General features: G+C 71.7%; 17 protein-coding genes. 9 read left to right on the top strand and 8 right to left on the bottom strand.

Translation table 11 applies throughout. The annotated features are described in order from the left end of the window. Positions 1-52 precede the first annotated feature (52 nt). The 6 genes from ACQEVG_RS14895 to ACQEVG_RS14920 all read right to left on the bottom strand — a co-directional run bounded on the left by ACQEVG_RS14895 (position 53) and on the right by ACQEVG_RS14920 (position 6,671). Positions 53-898: a class I SAM-dependent methyltransferase gene (locus tag ACQEVG_RS14895; protein ID WP_432982733.1), complete on the bottom strand. Its 846-nt coding sequence runs from the start codon at positions 896-898 to the stop codon at positions 53-55. After that, positions 895-2,349 carry a 4-hydroxyphenylacetate 3-hydroxylase family protein gene (locus ACQEVG_RS14900; RefSeq protein ID WP_432982736.1) on the bottom strand — a complete coding sequence of 485 codons (1,455 nt, stop codon included), beginning with the start codon at positions 2,347-2,349 and terminating at the stop codon, positions 895-897. Before ACQEVG_RS14900 ends, ACQEVG_RS14895 begins: the two co-directional genes overlap by 4 nt. After that, entirely contained in the window at positions 2,346-2,882 is a 537-nt protein-coding gene (locus tag ACQEVG_RS14905; protein ID WP_432982739.1) for a flavin reductase family protein, read from the bottom strand. Before ACQEVG_RS14905 ends, ACQEVG_RS14900 begins: the two co-directional genes overlap by 4 nt. Next, on the bottom strand, positions 2,879-4,708 hold the full coding sequence (asnB, locus tag ACQEVG_RS14910; protein ID WP_432982742.1) for an asparagine synthase (glutamine-hydrolyzing): 1,830 nt from the start codon (positions 4,706-4,708) through the stop codon (positions 2,879-2,881). Before asnB ends, ACQEVG_RS14905 begins: the two co-directional genes overlap by 4 nt. After that, positions 4,709-5,473, bottom strand: coding sequence for a hypothetical protein (locus ACQEVG_RS14915; RefSeq protein WP_432982745.1), 765 nt, complete (start codon positions 5,471-5,473; stop codon positions 4,709-4,711). It abuts the gene before it with no gap. A gap of 283 nt (positions 5,474-5,756) precedes the next feature. Next, a complete protein-coding gene (locus ACQEVG_RS14920) occupies positions 5,757-6,671 on the bottom strand; it encodes a LuxR C-terminal-related transcriptional regulator (RefSeq protein ID WP_432982748.1) in 915 nt (304 codons plus the stop codon). A gap of 630 nt (positions 6,672-7,301) precedes the next feature. Between ACQEVG_RS14920 and ACQEVG_RS14925 the strand changes: the two genes are divergently transcribed. The 8 genes from ACQEVG_RS14925 (at position 7,302) to ACQEVG_RS14960 (ending at position 15,009) form a co-directional block, all read left to right on the top strand. After that, the gene (locus ACQEVG_RS14925; RefSeq protein WP_432982751.1) at positions 7,302-8,246 is read left to right on the top strand and encodes an ABC transporter permease; all 945 of its coding nucleotides are present in this window, start codon (positions 7,302-7,304) and stop codon (positions 8,244-8,246) included. Positions 8,247-8,248: 2 nt separating this feature from the next. Beyond that, positions 8,249-9,187 (top strand): ABC transporter permease, encoded by a 939-nt coding sequence (locus tag ACQEVG_RS14930; protein ID WP_432982754.1) that lies wholly within the window; start codon positions 8,249-8,251, stop codon positions 9,185-9,187. After that, positions 9,184-9,978 (top strand): ABC transporter ATP-binding protein, encoded by a 795-nt coding sequence (locus ACQEVG_RS14935; RefSeq protein ID WP_432982757.1) that lies wholly within the window; start codon positions 9,184-9,186, stop codon positions 9,976-9,978. The genes ACQEVG_RS14930 and ACQEVG_RS14935 overlap by 4 nt, the downstream gene beginning before the upstream one ends. Continuing rightward, entirely contained in the window at positions 9,975-10,784 is an 810-nt protein-coding gene (locus tag ACQEVG_RS14940) for an ABC transporter ATP-binding protein (protein WP_432982760.1), read from the top strand. Before ACQEVG_RS14935 ends, ACQEVG_RS14940 begins: the two co-directional genes overlap by 4 nt. A 20-nt stretch (positions 10,785-10,804) precedes the next feature. Further along, on the top strand, positions 10,805-12,421 hold the full coding sequence (locus ACQEVG_RS14945) for an ABC transporter substrate-binding protein (protein ID WP_432982763.1): 1,617 nt from the start codon (positions 10,805-10,807) through the stop codon (positions 12,419-12,421). Between the two features lie 58 nt (positions 12,422-12,479). Further along, the gene (locus tag ACQEVG_RS14950) at positions 12,480-13,505 is read left to right on the top strand and encodes an LLM class F420-dependent oxidoreductase (RefSeq protein ID WP_432982766.1); all 1,026 of its coding nucleotides are present in this window, start codon (positions 12,480-12,482) and stop codon (positions 13,503-13,505) included. 69 nt (positions 13,506-13,574) lie between these two features. Continuing rightward, positions 13,575-14,510: a carbohydrate kinase family protein gene (locus tag ACQEVG_RS14955; RefSeq protein WP_432985361.1), complete on the top strand. Its 936-nt coding sequence runs from the start codon at positions 13,575-13,577 to the stop codon at positions 14,508-14,510. Between the two features lie 118 nt (positions 14,511-14,628). Further along, positions 14,629-15,009, top strand: coding sequence for a cupin domain-containing protein (locus tag ACQEVG_RS14960; RefSeq protein ID WP_432982770.1), 381 nt, complete (start codon positions 14,629-14,631; stop codon positions 15,007-15,009). 42 nt (positions 15,010-15,051) lie between these two features. Here ACQEVG_RS14960 and ACQEVG_RS14965 read toward each other — a convergent pair whose 3' ends face one another. Both ACQEVG_RS14965 and ACQEVG_RS14970 read right to left on the bottom strand, forming a co-directional pair. Next, on the bottom strand, positions 15,052-16,104 hold the full coding sequence (locus ACQEVG_RS14965; protein ID WP_432982773.1) for a chitinase: 1,053 nt from the start codon (positions 16,102-16,104) through the stop codon (positions 15,052-15,054). A 98-nt stretch (positions 16,105-16,202) separates the two neighbouring features. Further along, positions 16,203-16,394: a hypothetical protein gene (locus ACQEVG_RS14970; protein WP_432982776.1), complete on the bottom strand. Its 192-nt coding sequence runs from the start codon at positions 16,392-16,394 to the stop codon at positions 16,203-16,205. Between ACQEVG_RS14970 and ACQEVG_RS14975 the strand changes: the two genes are divergently transcribed. After that, positions 16,393-16,692: a DUF1876 domain-containing protein gene (locus tag ACQEVG_RS14975; protein ID WP_360875473.1), complete on the top strand. Its 300-nt coding sequence runs from the start codon at positions 16,393-16,395 to the stop codon at positions 16,690-16,692. The two genes, ACQEVG_RS14970 and ACQEVG_RS14975, sit on opposite strands and share 2 nt — an antisense overlap. The last annotated feature ends 5 nt before the right edge of the window (positions 16,693-16,697 follow it).

The raw sequence follows: 16,697 nt of genomic DNA on the forward strand, positions 1-16,697 counted from the left end.
GCTGCGTACGGCTACGACTGCGGCTGCGGCTGTGAACAGGGTAGGGGAGTGCTCATCCGCGCGGGGTGAGCTCCCACAGCCGGACCGGCATGTGGCTGACCCACCCCCGCTCCTCCTGCCGCCGCCGGGCGGCCTCGCCGACCGCCGCGAAGAAGTCCCCACGCCGGGCGGGCTCGACGAGCCGTCCGTAGTAGTCGCCGAACGTCGCGGCGTGGAAGTGTGCGTACTGTCCGGCGTCCTCGACGGTCACCGTCGCGTCGCGCTCGTGGACGGCGGCGATCTGGAAGTGCCCCTTGAGCAGCACCGCGAGCTCGTCGGCCGCCCGGGTCCGGGTGGCGATGGGCAGCACCGCCCCGTCGGCGAACAGAGCGGGCACGTCCGCGCGCCGGACCCCGAGGGCGGTCAGGGCGTCGCGCACGATGTCGTCCTCACCGCCCAGACCGTGTTCGTCACGCGACGGGTGATAGGTCGTCAGCAGGAAGCGGCCGTCCGGCGCGAGATGTTCACGTGCCCAGGCCAGAATCCGCTCCTCGGTGGGATACAGCCAGTGCAGCACCGACGTCATCGTCACCACGTCGGCCCGGTACGGCACCGGCCCGGGGGCGGTCAGATCGGCCTCGTGCAGCTCGGCCCGGTCGCCGTAGGACTCAAGCCGCTCGGACGCCTCGGCGATCCGGTGCGGGGAGCGTTCCAGACCGACCGCCTGCCGCAGCGAGGGGAACCGGTCCAGGGCGGCCTGCAGCAACTGTCCTATTCCGCTTCCGAGGTCGAGCAGGACACCGGGCTCGCCCGGTATGTGGTCGAGGACCCAGTCCCGGTCGTGTTCCTGACGGAGCCTGCTGGCGTGCGCGTAGCCGGCAAGGGTGCGGGCCTGAATCTCGACGGCGGGCGTGGTCATCGCCTCTCCTCCTGGTCGGTGGCTGCGGGTGCTTCCACGAGCTGCCGCAGCCGCTCGCGCACTCCGCTCTGGTCGTAGCGTTTGAAGAGGTTGATCCGGTTGCGGGCCAGATCGCCACGGTGGACGTACTCGTAGAGGTCCTGGCGCTGGCCGAAACCGTCCCCCGTCAGCTCCCAGGCGAGCCTGAACAGCCGGGACTTGCGCTCCGCGTCGATGCCCCGGCCGCGCATATAGCGGTCCAGGTGGGGACGGAGCCGGGGGTGGGCGAGGTCACCGGCGGTGGGCTGCATCAGCAGTCCGGACGCGCCGATCCGGCGGACGATCTCCACCGCGCTGCCCGCCACTTCGGCGGACCAGACCCGGCTCGCCGCGGTGTCGCCGGGGGCGAACAGTCCGCTGTCGGTCACCGTGGCCCGGGCCTCGGCGGCGTCCAGGAAGTACTCGGTCAGCTCGGCATAGCCGGCCAGGCGCCCCAGGTCCTCCTGAATGTTGCGGAAGCCGTCCACGCCTATGCTCTCGGCCACCAGGGTCGCCGTCGCCAGCAGCGTACGCAGCCGTTCCCGGAAGCGGACGTGGCCGATGTAGGCGCTCCAGGCGTTGATCCGGCCGAGTCCGACCCGGGCCAGATCGCCGTCGCGCAGCAGGAACACCCGGTCCCAGGGCACCAGCACATCGTCGAAGAACAGCATGGCGTCCTGCTCGTCGAAGCGGGCGCCCAGCGGATGGGCGTGCCCCCACGGTTCGCTGCCCAGCGGTTCGCGGCAGAGCGTGATCAGACCGGGGGTGTTGAGCGGCAGCGCGAACCAGACCACGAACTGCTCGCCGCGGCCCTGGGTGAAGGACGCCGACAGATAGACGAGTACTTCGTGCGCCAGCGGGGCCAGCGTCGTCAGCTGCTTGGCGCCGCGCACCACGATGCCCCGGTCGTTCTCCTCCAGGACCCGCAGCGCCAGGTCGGGGTCGTCCACGGGGTTGGCGGAGCGGTCGATCTGCGGGTCGCCCAGGGCATGGGACAGGACGAGATCGTTGTCCGCGCAGTGGCGGTACCAGGCCTCGGCGTTGGCGCCGAACCCGGTGTGATGCGCCTCCAGTCGGTGACGGAAGTCGTACACGCCGAGCGCGATCGACGCCATGAAGGCGGGGGACCGGCCGTGCTGGCCCAGCGACTCGGCGTGCCAGAACTCGGCGCTGCGCCGCTGCAGGCGCAGATCCTCCAGGGTGCGGGGCGGCTGGTAGGCGCGGGCCAGCCGGCGGCCGGTGTCCGGATCCTTCCAGGTGAGCAGCTCGCGGTGATCGGGGTCGTGCTGGAGGTCCAGGAGCCTGGCCAGTTCGTCCACGGCCGGTTTGAACGCGAGGTGGAGGGCCGGGTCGCTGATGCGCTTGCCGTCCAGATACAGCTCGCGGCCGTCGTCCAGTCCGGCCCGGTAGGTGTCGCCGGTGAGCAGGGTCATGCGCGGACTCCCCTGGGGGTGGAGGTGGGACGGTGAAGGTGGTCGAGGGAGCGGTAACGGCCGCCGTGGTAGAGCAGCGGCTCGCCCGGGGTGCTGGCCGCCGCCGCCACGCGGCCGACCAGGACGGCGTGGTCGCCGCCCGGCAGAACGCCGTCCAGCCAGCAGTCGAACCAGGCCAGGCACTCCTCCAGGACCGGCGCGCCGGTCGCTTCCGGACGCATCGGCGCGGCGGTGAAGAAGCCGAGCGCCCGGCCGGCTCCGGGGGCGGCGAACCGCTGGGCCAACGGCTCCTGATCACGTGTCAGTACGGAGACGGCGTACCGGGAGGTGCTCCGCACCGCGGACACCAGTGGGCTGCGGCGGTCCACCGCGACGCTGATCAGCAGCGGGTTCACGGACAGCGTGCACAGCGAGGAGACCGTCTTGGCGAAGACCTCCTCGCCGCTGCCGGCGGTCAGCACGGCCACTCCGGTGGTCCAGCCCCTGGCGGCGCTGCGGAAGTCCTCCGCCGTCGTCTCGCGGCCGGCGCTCATCGCAGGCTCACGCGGTAGGCCCGCAGCCATTCGTCCACCTGGACCAGGTGGTCCAGGCCGCCGACCGGGTTGGGAGCGGTCCGCGGGCTCGGCAGCGGGCGGCCCTCGGCGAGGGCGCTGCGGACCGCCGCCCGGTCGACGAGATCGAACACCGGGGCGTTCGGGTCGGACAGCAGCTCGTGGGCACGGGCGGTCAGTACCTCGGTGTAGCGCACCGCCGGAGTGGACGGGTAGCCGCTCTTGGGCCGGTCCGTCACCTTCGGCGGGAGCAGGTCACGTACGGCGTCGCGCAGCAGGCCCTTGGGCCGGCCCTCGGGAGCCTTGAGCGCCCACGGCACGTTCCACACGTACTCCAGCAGCCGGTGGTCGCAGAACGGCACCCGCACCTCCAGGCCCACCGACATGCTCACCCGGTCCACGCGATCCAGCAGCGGTGGCAGCCAGCGGGTGAGTGCCAGATGGAAGACCTCACGGATGCGCCGGTCGGGGGCGTGCTCCCCGTCCAGCCGCGGCACGTCGGCGAGCGAGCGCCGGTATGCCTCGGCGGTGTACTCCTCGGGGCGGGCCTCTGCCCGCACCTCGGGGCGCAGCAGGGCGGCCGGGGTGGTCCGGCCGCGCAGCCAGGGGAAGGTGTCGGCGGCGAGCGCCGCGGGGTCGTGGAAGTAGGGGTAGCCGCCGAAGAGTTCGTCGGCCGCCTCGCCGGACAGCGCCACCGTGGAGCGCCGTCGCACCTCGCGGAAGAGCAGATGCAGCGAGGCGTCCATCTCGCCCCAGCCGGGCCGGTCCCGGGCGCGCAGTACGGCGTCGCGGGCATCCAGCAGGTCGTCGTCCGGGACCACGACCGAGGTGTGCAGCGTGCCGATGTGTTCCACGGCGGCTTGGACGTACGGGGCGTCGTGCGAGGTGCGCCAGGCGTCGGGCGTACGGTCCGAGCTGCCGGGGAAGTCCACCGAGTACGTGGTCACCTTGCCGTGGCCGGCCCGCTCCTGGGCCGCGGCCGCGAGCGCGGTGAGGGCACTGGAGTCCACCCCGCCCGACAGCAGGGTGCACAACGGGACGTCGCTGAGGAGCTGCCGCTCGACCGTGTCGGCGAGCAGGGCCCGCACCGTCTCCCGGGTGGTCGCCGCGTCATCGGTGTGCGGGAGGGATTCCAGCCGCCAGTAACGTTCCTCGCGGGTCGCCGTCCGGCCGACCGTCACCAGGTGCCCGGGGCGTACCTCGTGCAGTCCCCGGAAGATGCCGTGTCCCGCGGTCGGCGCCGCGGGCAGCGCGAACAGTTCCGCGATGCCCTCGGCGTCCAGTTCGGCGCGGAAGAGGGGGTTGGCGAGCACGGCCTTGGGCTCGGAGCCGAACAGCACGCCGGTGCGGTGGGCGTGCCAGTAGAGCGGTTTGATGCCCAGACGGTCGCGGACCAGCAGCAGCTCCTGGCGCCGGGTGTCCCACAGCGCGTACGCGAAGATGCCATTGAACCGCCGGGGTGCCTCGGCACCCCACTGGAGGTGGGCCCGCAGTACGACCTCGGTATCCGAGCGGGTGCGAAAGACATGACCGAGTCCGCTCAACTCCTGCCGCAGCTCACGGTAGTTGTAGAGCTCGCCGTTGTAGCTGAGCACCGCGCCCGGGTCCGCGCTGTCGGCGAGTGGCTGACTACCGCCGTCGATGTCGATGACGGACAGCCGGCGGTGGCCGAGGGCGGCCTGCCGGGAGAGCCACACGCCGTGGGCGTCGGGCCCCCGGCAGGCCAGGGTGTCGGTCATGGCCCGTACGGTCCGTTCCTGTCCGCGCAGATCGGTTTCCCAGTCGATCCAGCCGGTGACTCCGCACATCTAAGCCTCCTCGGGCTCTTCGGTACCGGCAGGCCGCGGGGCGGTCGCCTCCCACCGGCAGCCGTGCCCGGTGGGACCGCTGCGCAGCCGGTGCGCCGGGTGGTAGCCCTTGGCGCGGATGTTCGCGGACAGGGCTTCGGTGCAGTACGTGCAGGGGGAGGCGAGCGTCAGGCGGACACCGCCCCGGCGCGCCTTTTCGCGGTAGTCCCAGATGGCGCAGTGGGTGATGGTCAAGGAGGCGTGCTCGGCGGAGGGGGGCCGGTCGTCGTCGAACTCGTAGTCGGAGCCGTAGAGTTCGGCCTGGCGGGCGATGCGGTGGATGGAGTCGGCGGCGCCGCGGCCGCCGTCGGGCTCGACCTCCCGGTGCACCTCGGCGTTGGCCCGGGCCCAGTCGGCGAGTACGTCCTCTCCGTACCGGACGACCAGGAAGCGTTCCATCAGGGCCTGTCCCCTGAAGAAGATCTGCTGCCAGGCCTGGGGCGATGCCCCTGGTGCCGGCAGCTCGGCGAAGATCTCGGCCTGCAGGGCGAACCAGGCCGTCAGCTGGACCTCGTCTCCCTTGGAGACCAGGAAGCGGGTGAGGCCGGCCTCGGCCTCGTGCAGCCGTTGGCGCCACAGGGCCGAGCGCTCGGCCCCGGGCATGGACCGGTACGGGGATCGGGGATGTTTGGGCGGACGGTCGCCGGCGGGGCGGGCGGTGCCCAGCAACGCGGTGCGCGGAGTGCATGCGAAGGGCTGTTCTGGGGATTCGTGCCCGTCGCTCATGGGGGCTCCTCAGTCAGGGCTGATACGGACCGCTGTGGTCACGTATGCCGGCAACGCTAGGTACGCCGGCGAGCGGCCAGAAGCCCCGAACGGCGACGGTACGGGCGACGAACGGCGACCCGGACTGCTCCGAAGGTCGCCCCCGAAGCGGGGCCCGTTCCGGCGCCGGGCGCGCGAAGGGCGGGCACCCGCCATGGGATGCCCGCCTTTCGAAGTGCCGCCGCAGTGCCCGCCGGTGATGGCATGGGGATGCCTTTGGCGCGCCCGCCCTTCTTGGACGCTGTCAGCCGGCCAGGCCGTGACGGTGTGCGTACAGCGCGGCCCGCAGCCGGTCCGACTGGCCGGTCTTGCGCATCGCCTGCGTGAGGTGCTTCTTGACGGTCGCCTCGGCGAGGGCCAGTTCACGGCCGATCTCGGCGTTGCTGAGGCCGCGGGCGAGCTGAGCCAGCACATCGCGCTCCCGGTCCGTGAGGCCACAGTGCTGCGGCGCCGGTTCGGCGGCATGGCCGGCCAGGCTCGCCGGATGGACCCTGGCCGGCGGGGGAGCGGGCAGGAACACCGAGCCACCCGCGGCGGCCAGGCCGACCGCGCCGATGATCCGTTCCTCGGCCAGATCGAGCGGGAAGCAGCCGCTGGCCCCGGCCAGGAGTATCCGGCCGGCCTCCGCCGCGCTCTCGGCCCGCCGCAGCAGCAACACCCGTGCGTGCGGGGCGCCTTGCGCGCCGCGCAGCCGGACGACGGTCGCCAGATCGTCGCTGAGTGTGGCGCCCCGCCCGAGCAGGATCACATCGGGCCGCACCCGTCGTACGGCTCCGAGTGCCTGCACAGGATCGCCCGCGCTGCCGACCACAACGATGTCCGGCGCCGCGGCCAGGACGCTGCGCAGCCCGGCACCGGCGACGGGGTGACGCGCGATCAGAAACACCCGGGTGGCAGTGGACGCCCGGTGGTCGCTCACCGCGCACATGGGATGGCCACACGCGCAGACGGCCGCCTCCGTGCGAGGGCGGCCGGGCAGGGCATCGGATTCGGCCAACAGCTGGTGGCCGGCGATCAGGTCCAGTGGGTTGTCGATCTCGGTATGGAGCAGGTCGTCGGTGGAGGACGGCCCGGTGACGCGGTGCGGCGCTCTGCGCCCGGTGCAGGGCCGCGGAACGCGTCCGGTGCTCTGCTCCGGGAGTTCGGTCAGCGTTCCCATCGTGAACCTCCGCCCGGGCGGAGGCTGTTGCTCATGTCGTACGGCATTGCGTGCGTTCCCCTCGAAGGTGGTCGACGCCGTGCCACATGGGCACGGCGGTACGGCGATGAGGAGGGGCGCTTTCGGCGGCGACAGCCGAGGATCAGCGCCCGGCGCGCGGACGACACAGCTCGTCGAAGCACCTCCGGTGCCACGAGCCGCCGATACCGACCAGGGTGAAGTCGGTTCGCCGATACGTCATTTGGACAGCCTAATTTGGGCCACAGTTGCTGGTCAAGGGAATACCCCCGCCGCGGCAAGGGCGCAACCGCGTACCTCCGAGGGCGGATCCTATGACCGCTGGTATCAGCATGAACCCCTGACTGGCTGTTGCTGCGCCCGGCCCGCAATCTTCGTCACAGCGACCGAAAACGTTCGGTGCGGCGCCTGCCTGCTGCCCTGTGGCCGGCGCCGGCCCAGTCCCCAACTCCGCGCCTGCCGTTGCCGATCGCCGCAAGCGCGCACGACCGGGCGCGTCCGTTCCTTGCTTCGCCTCTTCTCCACCCACCAACGGGAAGGACCGGCCATGCCCGCCACCGCTCACCGCCCCGCCGCCGGGCCGCCCGGCGACCTGCCCCGGCGGGCGGACCGATGAGACGGTTTCTGCTGCGCCGGGTGCTGCTCGCCGTTCCGACCCTGCTGGGCGTCACGGCCGTGGTCTTCGCGACCGTCGCCCTCGTTCCCGGTGATCCTGTCGGCGTCTTCCTCGGACCGGGCGCGCCTGCTGAGGCCCGGCGCGAACTCACCGAACGCCTCGGTCTCGACCAGCCGTTGCCCGTCCAGTACGCCGCCTGGCTGGGTCACGCCCTGTCGGGTGACCTCGGCATCTCCATCTCCGGTCAGCGCCCTGTCACCCAGCTGCTGCTGCCGGCCCTCGGCGAGACGCTGATCCTCACAGGAGCGGCGTTCGCGCTGGTGATCGTCGGTGGAACGCTGCTCGGCGCGCTCGGCGCCGTTTTCCCCGGCGGGCTGCCCGGCCGGCTGTCCGGCGCCCTCGGCACGCTGTCGATCTCCGCCCCGCAGTACTCGGTCGCGCTCCTGCTCATCGCCGTCTTCGCAGTTCAGCTGCGCTGGCTCCCGGCGGGCGGCATCCAGGACGTCTTCGGCGGCGGAGGCGGCCTCGATCTGCTGCGCCATCTCGTCCTGCCCGCCGTCGCCGCCGCGCTCGTCCCCCTCGGCCTGACCGCCCGGGTGTTCCGGGCCGCACTCGGCTCGGTGCTCGCCGGGGATCTGCCGGACAGCCTCCGGGCGCGCGGTCTGAGCCGGCCGGCCGTGCTGTGGCACTGCGTGCACAACGCCTCCCCGGCGCTGCTCACCATCGCCGGGCTCCAACTCGCCTATCTCCTGGAGGGCGTGGTCTTTGTGGAGACCTTGTTCGCCTGGCCCGGTGTCGGCCGGCTGTTGTACGACGCCCTCTCGGCGCGGGACCTGCCCCTGGTCCAGGGCGGCGTGCTGATGGTCGCGGTCGCCTTCGTCGGCGTCAACCTCCTCGTCGACACGGCTCATGCGTGGATCGACCCGCGGGTGCGGAGCTGACGATGCCCCCGCCCACGACGAAGCCGACGACGAAGCAGATGACGAAATCCGCGAGCCCGGTGTCCGTTCCGGCGACCGGTCCCACGACGCATGCTCCGCAACCGGCCTCCCCGCCGAAGGCGCCGCGCCGCCGCGCCGCCGGTGTGCTGATCCCCGCCGTACTCGCCGCCCTGCTGCTCGGGGTGGCCCTCGCCGCACCGCTGCTGGCCCCGTACGACCCGGCGGCCGGCGCCCTGGGGGACCGGCTGCTCGACCCCGCCGCGCCCGGCCACCTCCTCGGCACCGACGGCCAGGGCCGGGATGTGCTCAGCCGGCTGATCTGGGCCGCCCGGCCGTCTCTGATCGGCGGCTTCGTACCGGTGGCGGTGGCGGCGGCGGCCGGAACCGCACTGGGCATCGCCGCCGGTCTCGGCGGCCGGCTCACCGAGCAGGCGCTGCTGCGCTCCCTCGACGTGCTCTACGCCTTCCCGGGCATCCTGCTGGCCATCGCCGTGGGCACCGTCCTGCAACCGGGTCTCGGCGCCACCGTGCTCTCCCTGTCCGTGGTCCTCACCCCTGCGGTGACCCGGGTCGCGTACACCGAAGTGCGGCGGATCCGCTCCTCCGAGTACCTGGAAGCCGCCCAAGTGAGCGGCGCCGGACGGACGTTGATCGCCCTGCGGCAGATTCTCCCGGTCGTCGCGCCCGTGGTGCTCGCCTACGCCTCCTCGCTCATCGGACTGTCCATCGTCTACGCCGCCGGCCTCTCCTTCCTCGGCCTCGGCGTCGCTCCACCCACCGCCGAATGGGGCGCCATGCTCGACGAGTTGCGCCCCAGCCTGCTGACCCACCCCTGGGTCGCCGTGCTGCCGGCCGTCACGATCCTGGTCGTCTCCGTGGTCTTCAACGTTCTCGGCGAGGGGCTGCGCCGCCGGGTCGGCATCCGGGAGGACCTGCGATGAGCCTGCCCCTGCTGTCCGTCACGGACCTGACCGTCGACCATCCGGGCCCCGAGGGACCGGTCCGGGCGGTGGACGGCGTGTCGTTCGGTATCGAGGCCGGGGGCGCGCTCGTGCTGCTGGGCGAGTCCGGCAGCGGCAAGACCACGGTGGCGCGCACCGTTCTCGGCCTGCCCGGCCGCACCGCCCGGGTCACCGGGAGTGTCCGGCTCGACGGGACCGACCTGCGCACCACGGACGAGCGGACCCTGTCCCGGATACGTGGCCGCCGCATCGGCCATGTGGCGCAGGACCCGACCGGCGCCCTCGACCCGCTGCGCCGGATCGGCCCGCAGCTCACCGAGATCCTGCTGCGCCACCGGATCGCCGCCGGGCGCCGGGCCGCCGGAGCGGCCGTGACCGGGCTGCTCGCCGACGCCGGTATCGCCGATCCGGAGCGGGTCGCCCGCAGCCATCCGCATCAACTCTCCGGCGGCCAGCGTCAGCGCGCGGCCATCGCCCTCGCGATCGCCTGCCGACCCGGACTGCTGGTCGCCGACGAGCCCACGACAGCGCTCGACGTCCTCGTACGGGCCCAGGTGCTCGACCTCTTCGACCGGCTGCGGACGCAGCACGGCACGGCTCTGCTGCTGGTCACCCACGACCTCGACGTCGCCCGCCGGGTGGGCGGCCGGGTGGCGGTGATGCGGGCCGGGCGCATCGTCGAGGCCGGCCCCCCCGAACAGGTGCTCTCCCGCCCCGGCCACGCCTTCACCGCCGAACTGGTGGCCGCGCAGCCGGAGGTACGCCGATGAGCACGCCCCTGCTCCTTCTCGAGCACGTCACCAAGCGGTACGGGCAGGCGCCACCGGCCCTGCAGGACGTCACCCTGCACGTCGCACCGGGCGAAACCGTCGGCCTCGTCGGCGAGTCCGGCTCGGGCAAGTCCACCGTCGCCCGGCTGGCGCTCGGCCTGCTCGGACCCGAGTCCGGCACGGTCCGCTTCGCGGGCCACGATCCGTACCGGCTGCGCGGCCGTGCCGGGAAGGCGGTACGCGCCCGGCTGCAGTTCGTCCCCCAGCACCCGCGCGGCTCCCTCAACCCGGCGCTGCCGGCAGGGGACGCCGTGGCCTTCGCCCTACGCGTCCACGGCACCCCGCGCCGCGAGCGCGCCGAGGCCGTCGCGGACCTCTTCCGGCAGGTCGGCCTCGACCCGGCGCTCGCCCGCCGCCATCCCCGCGAACTGTCCGGCGGGCAACTTCAGCGGGTCGCCGTCGCCCGAGCCCTGGCGACCGGCCCCGACCTGGTGGTCTGCGACGAACCCACCTCCTCCCTCGACCGTTCCTCCCAGCACCGCGTCCTGGAACTGCTGGCTCAGCTGCGCCAGGACACCGGCCTCGGCTACCTCTTCATCTCCCACGACCTGGCCGTCGTACGGCAGTTGGCCGACCGCGTGCTGGTGCTCCGGCGCGGCCGGGTCGTGGAGGAAGGGCCGGTCGCCCGTCTCTGGGACGACCCCCGGCACCCGTACACCCGCGCCCTGCTCGCCGCCGTCAGGGGCGGGCCGGGGCCGCATGAGCCCGTCCCCGAAACGTCCCCCGAGCCCTCCCCGCTCCACTGAACCCACAAGGAACCAACGCCATGACGCACCGCAGGTCCATCGCCAGAGCCATCGCGATCCCGGCCGCCGTACTGCTTCTGCTCGGGACCGCCGGCTGCGGCTCCGGTGACTCCGGCCCCGCGAAGCCGGGCGCAGGCGGCTCCGGCCGCGGCGGCACCCTGGTCATCGGCGCCACCGGCAAGCTGCCCAACCCCGACACCGTCATCGGAGGCGCCGGATTCGAGGGCAAGCGGCTGGTGAGCTTCCAGCTCTACGAAGGACTCACCCGCTACGACCTGTCGAAAACCGACGCTCCGCCCGAGATCACCGGCGCGCTCGCGACCGCCTGGAAGGTCGCCGCTGACAACAAGACCTGGACCTTCACCCTGCGCAAAGGCGTCACCTTCCAGGACGGCACCGCCTTCAACGCCGACGCCGTGATCTTCAACCTGGACCGCTACCTCAACAAGAAGAGCCAGTACTACACCGACGCGCTCGGCGCCGCCGCCGGTGAGTACGCCGGGGACATTACCAGCTATCGCAAGCTCGGCGAAGGCCGCGTACAGCTGGTCACCAAGCAGCCGAACGGCCACTTCACCGAAGACCTGGCCCATGTGCTGATCGCGAGCCCTACGGCGGTCCGTAAGACCGGCACCAAGAACTTCGCCCGCCACCCTGTCGGCACCGGCCCGTTCGCCTTCACCTCGCAGAAGGAAGGGCAGCAGATCGAACTGGCCGCCCACAAGAACTACTGGCGGGGCGCACCCAAGCTCGACAAGCTGGTGATCAAGTCGCTCCCGGACGCCGCCGCCCGCACCGCGGCCCTGCGCTCGGGGGACGTCAACTGGATCGAGTACCCGAACCCCGACGACATCGACAGCCTGAAGGCCGACGGTGCCACGATCGCCACCAACAGCTATGACCACCTCTGGTACTGGATCCTCGACACCTCCAAGAAGCCCTGGAAGGACCCGAGGGTCAGGCGCGCGGCCAATTACGCCGTCGACCGCGCAGCCATTGCCGAAAAACTGCTGCACGGCACCGCCGACCCCGCCGCGCAGGCCGCGCCCCGGGCCACCTTCGCCTACGACAAGTCGGGTGACACCTATGCATACGACCCGGCCAAGGCCCGCAAGTTGCTGGCCGAGGCCGGCTACGACAAGGGACTGAGCACCACGGTCACGGTCCCCACCGGCGGCTCCGGCAATCTGCTGCCGGTGCCGATCGCGGAAGCCATTCAGCGGGACCTCGGGGCGGTCGGTATCAAGGTCGAGATCCGCACGACCGACTGGACGACCCTCATCGGCGCAGAGGCCGACGGCAAGGTCGCGCTCGGCTCAGACGCCATCGCCCAGTCCACCACCCTCTTCCAGTCCGAGGCACTGCTCCCGCTGTTCATCGGCAGCAACAGCCCCTTCTGGACCGGCCACTACCGCAACGCGGACGTCGACCGGCTGCTCGCCTCCGCTTCGGCGTCCACCGACCGCACCCGGCGCCGGGCCGACTACCGCGAGGCGCTCTCCCTCGTGACCAAGGACGCCCCATGGCTGTTCGTCGTCAACGACCGCAATCCGCGGGCACTGTCGCCCAAGGTACGAGGGCTCATACAGCCGCAGTCCTGGTTCCTGGACCTGACCACGGTCTCGGTCGGCTCATGAGTCCGGCCTCCGCCCGCTGATCCCCCCCGCCCCCGCACGAGAGGACGGCAGTCACTCCATGACCGAGCCGCACCACCCCACCCCGCGTACCGAAGCCGTTCCCCCCAAGTGGGGTGTCACCCTCCCGCTGCCCGGACTGACCATCGACCGGCACCGCTTCATCATCGAACGGCTGCCGGAGCTCGGCTACACCGATGTGTGGAGCGCGGAGGGCGGCGGGACCGACGCGTTCACCCCACTCGCCGTGACCGCCGCCTGGTCGCCGACCCTGCGCATCGCCACCGGCATCGTTCCCGTGCACACCCGCGGACCCGCGGTGCTCGCCCAGACCGCGGCGACGCTGGCCCAACTCGCCCCCGGGCGGCTGCTGCTGGGACTCGGTGCGTCCGTCCCCGCACACGTCACCGACATCAACGGCATCCCGTTCGACGAGCCCTTCAAACGCACCAGGGACGTCCTGCGCTTCGTCACCCGCGCACTGCGCGGCGAGCACATCGCCGGTGACTTCGACACCTTCTCCATTACCGGCTACCGGCTGCCGCACCCGCCGGCCCAGCCCGCGAAGGTGATCCTGGGGGCGCTGCGCCCCGGCATGCTGCGACTGGGCTTCACCGAGGGGGACGGTGCCATCACCAACCTCCTCTTCCCCGAGGACGTACCGAAGATCCTCGACGCCGTCGGTCCGCAGCCGCCCGGCAAGGAACTGGTGGTCAAGGTGTTCGTCTGTCCCACCGACGACACCGACTACGCGCACCGTGCCTCGCGCCCCTTCCTCGCCTGGATCCTCAACCGCGAGCCGTATCGCAAGTTCCATGAGTGGCTCGGCCACGGCGAGTTGCTGCGTGAGTCCCACGACCAGTGGGCCGCCGGCGATCCCGAGGCCGCCCAGAAGGCGCTGCCCGACGAGGTCGTGGACGGACTGTTCATCAGCGGCTCGCCCGAGGAGTGCCGCGAGCGCATCCTGCGCTACCACCGCGCCGGCGTGACCACCATCCAGCTGTACGTATCACTGCCGCCCGAGGTCTTCGTCAGCCGCGCCAAGGTGCTGGACACCCTGACGCGACTGGGGCCCGCCGCCTCCTGACCCGTACCGAGAGGAGACAGAGTGTCCGCGCGGATCGTCGTCAGCGGCTCCATCGCGACCGACCACCTGATGACCTTTCCCGGCCGCATGACCGAACAGCTCCTCCCCGAGGAGCTCCACCACATATCCCTCTCCTTCCTCGTCGACCACCTCGACATCCGGCGCGGCGGCGTCGGCGCCAACATCGCGGTCGGCCTCGGCCGGCTCGGCCTGCGCCCGCGCCTTGTCGGGGCGGCCGGTGCCGACTTCAGCGAGTACGGCGCCTGGCTTCGGGCCAACGGTGTCGACACCCGGGGCGTCCTCGTCGTCCCCGAGCTCTACACCGCGCGCTTCCTGTGCACCACCGACCGCGACCACAACCAGATCGCCTCCTTCTACCCGGGTGCCATGAGCCGGGCGGCCGAAATCGAACTGGCCGAGGTGCTGGCCCGCACCGGCCCCGCCGACCTGGTGCTGATCGGCCCCGACGACCCGGCCGCCATGCTGCGCCGCACCGCCGAGTGCCGTGCCCTGGGAATCCCGTTCGCCGCGGATCCCTCCCAGCAGCTCGCCCGCCTCACGGGCGAGGAGATCAACGAGCTGCTCACCGGGGCCGCGTATCTCTTCACCAACGCCTACGAGCACAAGCTGCTCATCCAGAAGACCGGCCTCACCGAGCGGGACATCCTGCGCCGCGTCGGCACCTGGCTCACCACCCTCGGTCCCAGTGGCGTACGCATCGAAAGCGAGTCCGGGCCCACCGTCGACATCACTCCGCCCCGCGAACGGCACCGCGCCGACCCCACCGGCGTTGGCGACGCCTTCCGCGCGGGCTTCCTCGCCGCCACCGTCCGGCAGCTGCCGCTCGAGGTGTCGGCCCAGGTCGGCTGTCTGCTGGCCACCCTTGTACTGGAGGTCACCGGCACCCAGGAGTACACCCTCGAGGCCGAGGACTTCCTCGGCAGACTCACCGAGGCGTACGGCCCACAAACGGCCCGGCAGGTGGGCTCGCACCTTCTCGCCTGACCTCCGGCCCAGTGCGAGCGCCGAGTGCGGGGCCACGGCACATCGTCGTCCTGCCGGCCCGGGAGGGCGGCAGTGTGTCCGTGGGCCCCGGCACCCGGCATGTCCTAGCGTCAGGGCCATGACCACGTTCACCAGCTTCGCCGTACACATCCCCGACGCAGACCTGGAGCCGGATCCTCTCGACCCGGCTCAGATCGTGCAGGGCAGCCCCGAGGTGTCGGGACTGGTGCTCTGGGAGTCGGAGGACGGTCAGCAGATCCGGGGGATCTGGCAGATCACCCCCGGCGTGGTGACCGACACCGAGGCGAACGAACTGTTCGTCGTCGTCAGCGGCCGGGCCACCATCGCCGTCGAAGACGGCCCCACCTTCGACGTCGGCCCCGGCGACGCGTGCGTGCTGCGCGAGGGGGACCGGACCACATGGACCGTGCATGAGGCGTTGCGCAAGGCGTACCACATCACGGCGCCTTCCCGGACGGAGCCGGCCGGCCAGGCGTGATCACGCGGCTGCCGGGGCCCGGGCGCTCGTCCCCCGCCGGCCTCAGCGGCCCTGCAGAGCCTTGACGTTGTTCCCGAACGTCCACCCCTTCGACCCGTCCCAGTTGATCGACCAGGTCATCAGGCCCTTCAAGGTGTTGCTGTAGTTCTTCCACGCCTGCGACACCAGACCTGTCGACATATAGCCGCCTCCCGCGCCCGGTTGGGCGGGCAGTCCCGGAACCTGCTTGCCGTAAGGAACCTTGATCGTGGTGCCCTGGACGACAAGTCCCTTGTTCAGGCAGTCCGTCTGCGCGGTGAACCCCTGGACGGTGCCGGCAGAGTACGAGTCGCCGGAGCACCCGTACATGCTGCCGTTGTAGTACTGCATGTTCAGCCACCAGAGCCGGCCGTTGTCCGCGTACTTCTTCACAATGGGCAGGTACGCGCCCCAGATCGAGCCGTAGGCCACGCTGCCACCGGTGACGTAGGCGGTCTCGGGCGCCATCGTCAGGCCGAAGTTCGAGGGCATCTGGGCGAGCACGCCGTCGATGATGTGCACGAGGTTGGCCTGTGAGGTCGACAGCTGGTTGATGTTGCCGCTGCCCACGAGGCCCGTCTCGATGTCGATGTCGATGCCGTCGAAGTTGTACGCCTTGAGGATCGGCACGACCGTCTGGATGAACCGGTCGGCGACGGTGCGGGAGCTGAGGTCGATCCCGGCCGCCGCACCTCCGATGGACAGCAGGATGGTGAGACCGGCGGCCTTGGCCTGGCACATCTCGGCCGGGGTCGCGACCTTCACCGTCGCGTCCATTCCGTTCTCCCACAGGACGGTGCCGTCCGAGCGGATGACCGGGAATGCCGCATTGACCACGTTGTAGCCGTGATCACGGATGCGGGTGTCGGTGATCGGGGTCCATCCAAAGGGCGGGTGAACGCCGTTGGCGGCGCCGTCCCAGTTCTCCCAGTAGCCCTGGAGCACCTTGCCCGAGGGCTTCGGCTTCACCGCGCAGGTGTCGGCCCGTGGTGCGCTCGGGGCCGCGGCGGCCGGCAACTGCACGGCGCACGCCACCGCCAGGCCGACGCCCAGCAGGCGTAACCTCCGACCGATCATGTTGTGCTCCCTTCTCGCCGTGCCCGGCCCCCGACCCGACGGTAAGTTGGTCCAGACCTATCGTCAATAGGTCTGGACCAAGCGGGAGTTGACGGTTTCTACCGCCCGGAGTCCGCCGGTTTGCGGGCCGGCAGGAAGCCCTGCGGCCTCTTGTCCTCGGCGAAGGCCTCCGGAGGGGCGACCACGGCTCTCGGCGAGTCTCGCGGCCGGGCGGGCGCGGGTGGATCCTGGAGACAGGACGGCAGTGCGCCGGCCCACCGCGGCGCGGCGCGGGCGAGGAGGTAGGCCATGACACGGACGCTGGAGTGGAAGGTCGGCCTGTCCCTGGTCGAGGAGGAAGGCACGACGAAGGCCACGGCGGTGCTGGAGACCGGCACCGCGACGCTGACCGGCCACGGAACCGCTCACTGCAACCCCCAGGACGTGGACATCCCCGCGATCGGCGACGAACTCGCGGCAGGCCGCGCGATGCGGGACCTCGCGGGGCAGCTGATGCGGGTCGCGGACCGGGACCTGGAGGCGGTGGGTGCCGGGCCGATGGGTGAGCGTACGATCTCCGCGTACGGCTGGCCCGACGCGGCACCGTAAACCGC

The organism is Streptomyces sp. CA-135486 (assembly GCF_050936555.1).
Classification (GTDB): domain Bacteria; phylum Actinomycetota; class Actinomycetes; order Streptomycetales; family Streptomycetaceae; genus Streptomyces.

Excerpts from the sequence above, each read along its gene's own strand:
- ACQEVG_RS14970 (WP_432982776.1), bottom strand. The coding sequence starts at position 16,394 with ATGGCCTACCTCCTCGCCCGCGCCGCGCCGCGGTGGGCCGGCGCACTG.
- ACQEVG_RS14965 (WP_432982773.1), bottom strand. The coding sequence starts at position 16,104 with ATGATCGGTCGGAGGTTACGCCTGCTGGGCGTCGGCCTGGCGGTGGCG.
- ACQEVG_RS14960 (WP_432982770.1), top strand. The coding sequence starts at position 14,629 with ATGACCACGTTCACCAGCTTCGCCGTACACATCCCCGACGCAGACCTG.
- ACQEVG_RS14895 (WP_432982733.1), bottom strand. The coding sequence starts at position 898 with ATGACCACGCCCGCCGTCGAGATTCAGGCCCGCACCCTTGCCGGCTAC.
- ACQEVG_RS14940 (WP_432982760.1), top strand. The coding sequence starts at position 9,975 with ATGAGCACGCCCCTGCTCCTTCTCGAGCACGTCACCAAGCGGTACGGG.
- ACQEVG_RS14930 (WP_432982754.1), top strand. The coding sequence starts at position 8,249 with ATGCCCCCGCCCACGACGAAGCCGACGACGAAGCAGATGACGAAATCC.
- ACQEVG_RS14920 (WP_432982748.1), bottom strand. The coding sequence starts at position 6,671 with ATGGGAACGCTGACCGAACTCCCGGAGCAGAGCACCGGACGCGTTCCG.
- ACQEVG_RS14950 (WP_432982766.1), top strand. The coding sequence starts at position 12,480 with ATGACCGAGCCGCACCACCCCACCCCGCGTACCGAAGCCGTTCCCCCC.
- ACQEVG_RS14900 (WP_432982736.1), bottom strand. The coding sequence starts at position 2,349 with ATGACCCTGCTCACCGGCGACACCTACCGGGCCGGACTGGACGACGGC.
- ACQEVG_RS14935 (WP_432982757.1), top strand. The coding sequence starts at position 9,184 with ATGAGCCTGCCCCTGCTGTCCGTCACGGACCTGACCGTCGACCATCCG.
- ACQEVG_RS14925 (WP_432982751.1), top strand. The coding sequence starts at position 7,302 with ATGAGACGGTTTCTGCTGCGCCGGGTGCTGCTCGCCGTTCCGACCCTG.
- ACQEVG_RS14955 (WP_432985361.1), top strand. The coding sequence starts at position 13,575 with ATGACCTTTCCCGGCCGCATGACCGAACAGCTCCTCCCCGAGGAGCTC.
- ACQEVG_RS14915 (WP_432982745.1), bottom strand. The coding sequence starts at position 5,473 with ATGAGCGACGGGCACGAATCCCCAGAACAGCCCTTCGCATGCACTCCG.
- ACQEVG_RS14905 (WP_432982739.1), bottom strand. The coding sequence starts at position 2,882 with ATGAGCGCCGGCCGCGAGACGACGGCGGAGGACTTCCGCAGCGCCGCC.
- asnB (WP_432982742.1), bottom strand. The coding sequence starts at position 4,708 with ATGTGCGGAGTCACCGGCTGGATCGACTGGGAAACCGATCTGCGCGGA.
- ACQEVG_RS14945 (WP_432982763.1), top strand. The coding sequence starts at position 10,805 with ATGACGCACCGCAGGTCCATCGCCAGAGCCATCGCGATCCCGGCCGCC.
- ACQEVG_RS14975 (WP_360875473.1), top strand. The coding sequence starts at position 16,393 with ATGACACGGACGCTGGAGTGGAAGGTCGGCCTGTCCCTGGTCGAGGAG.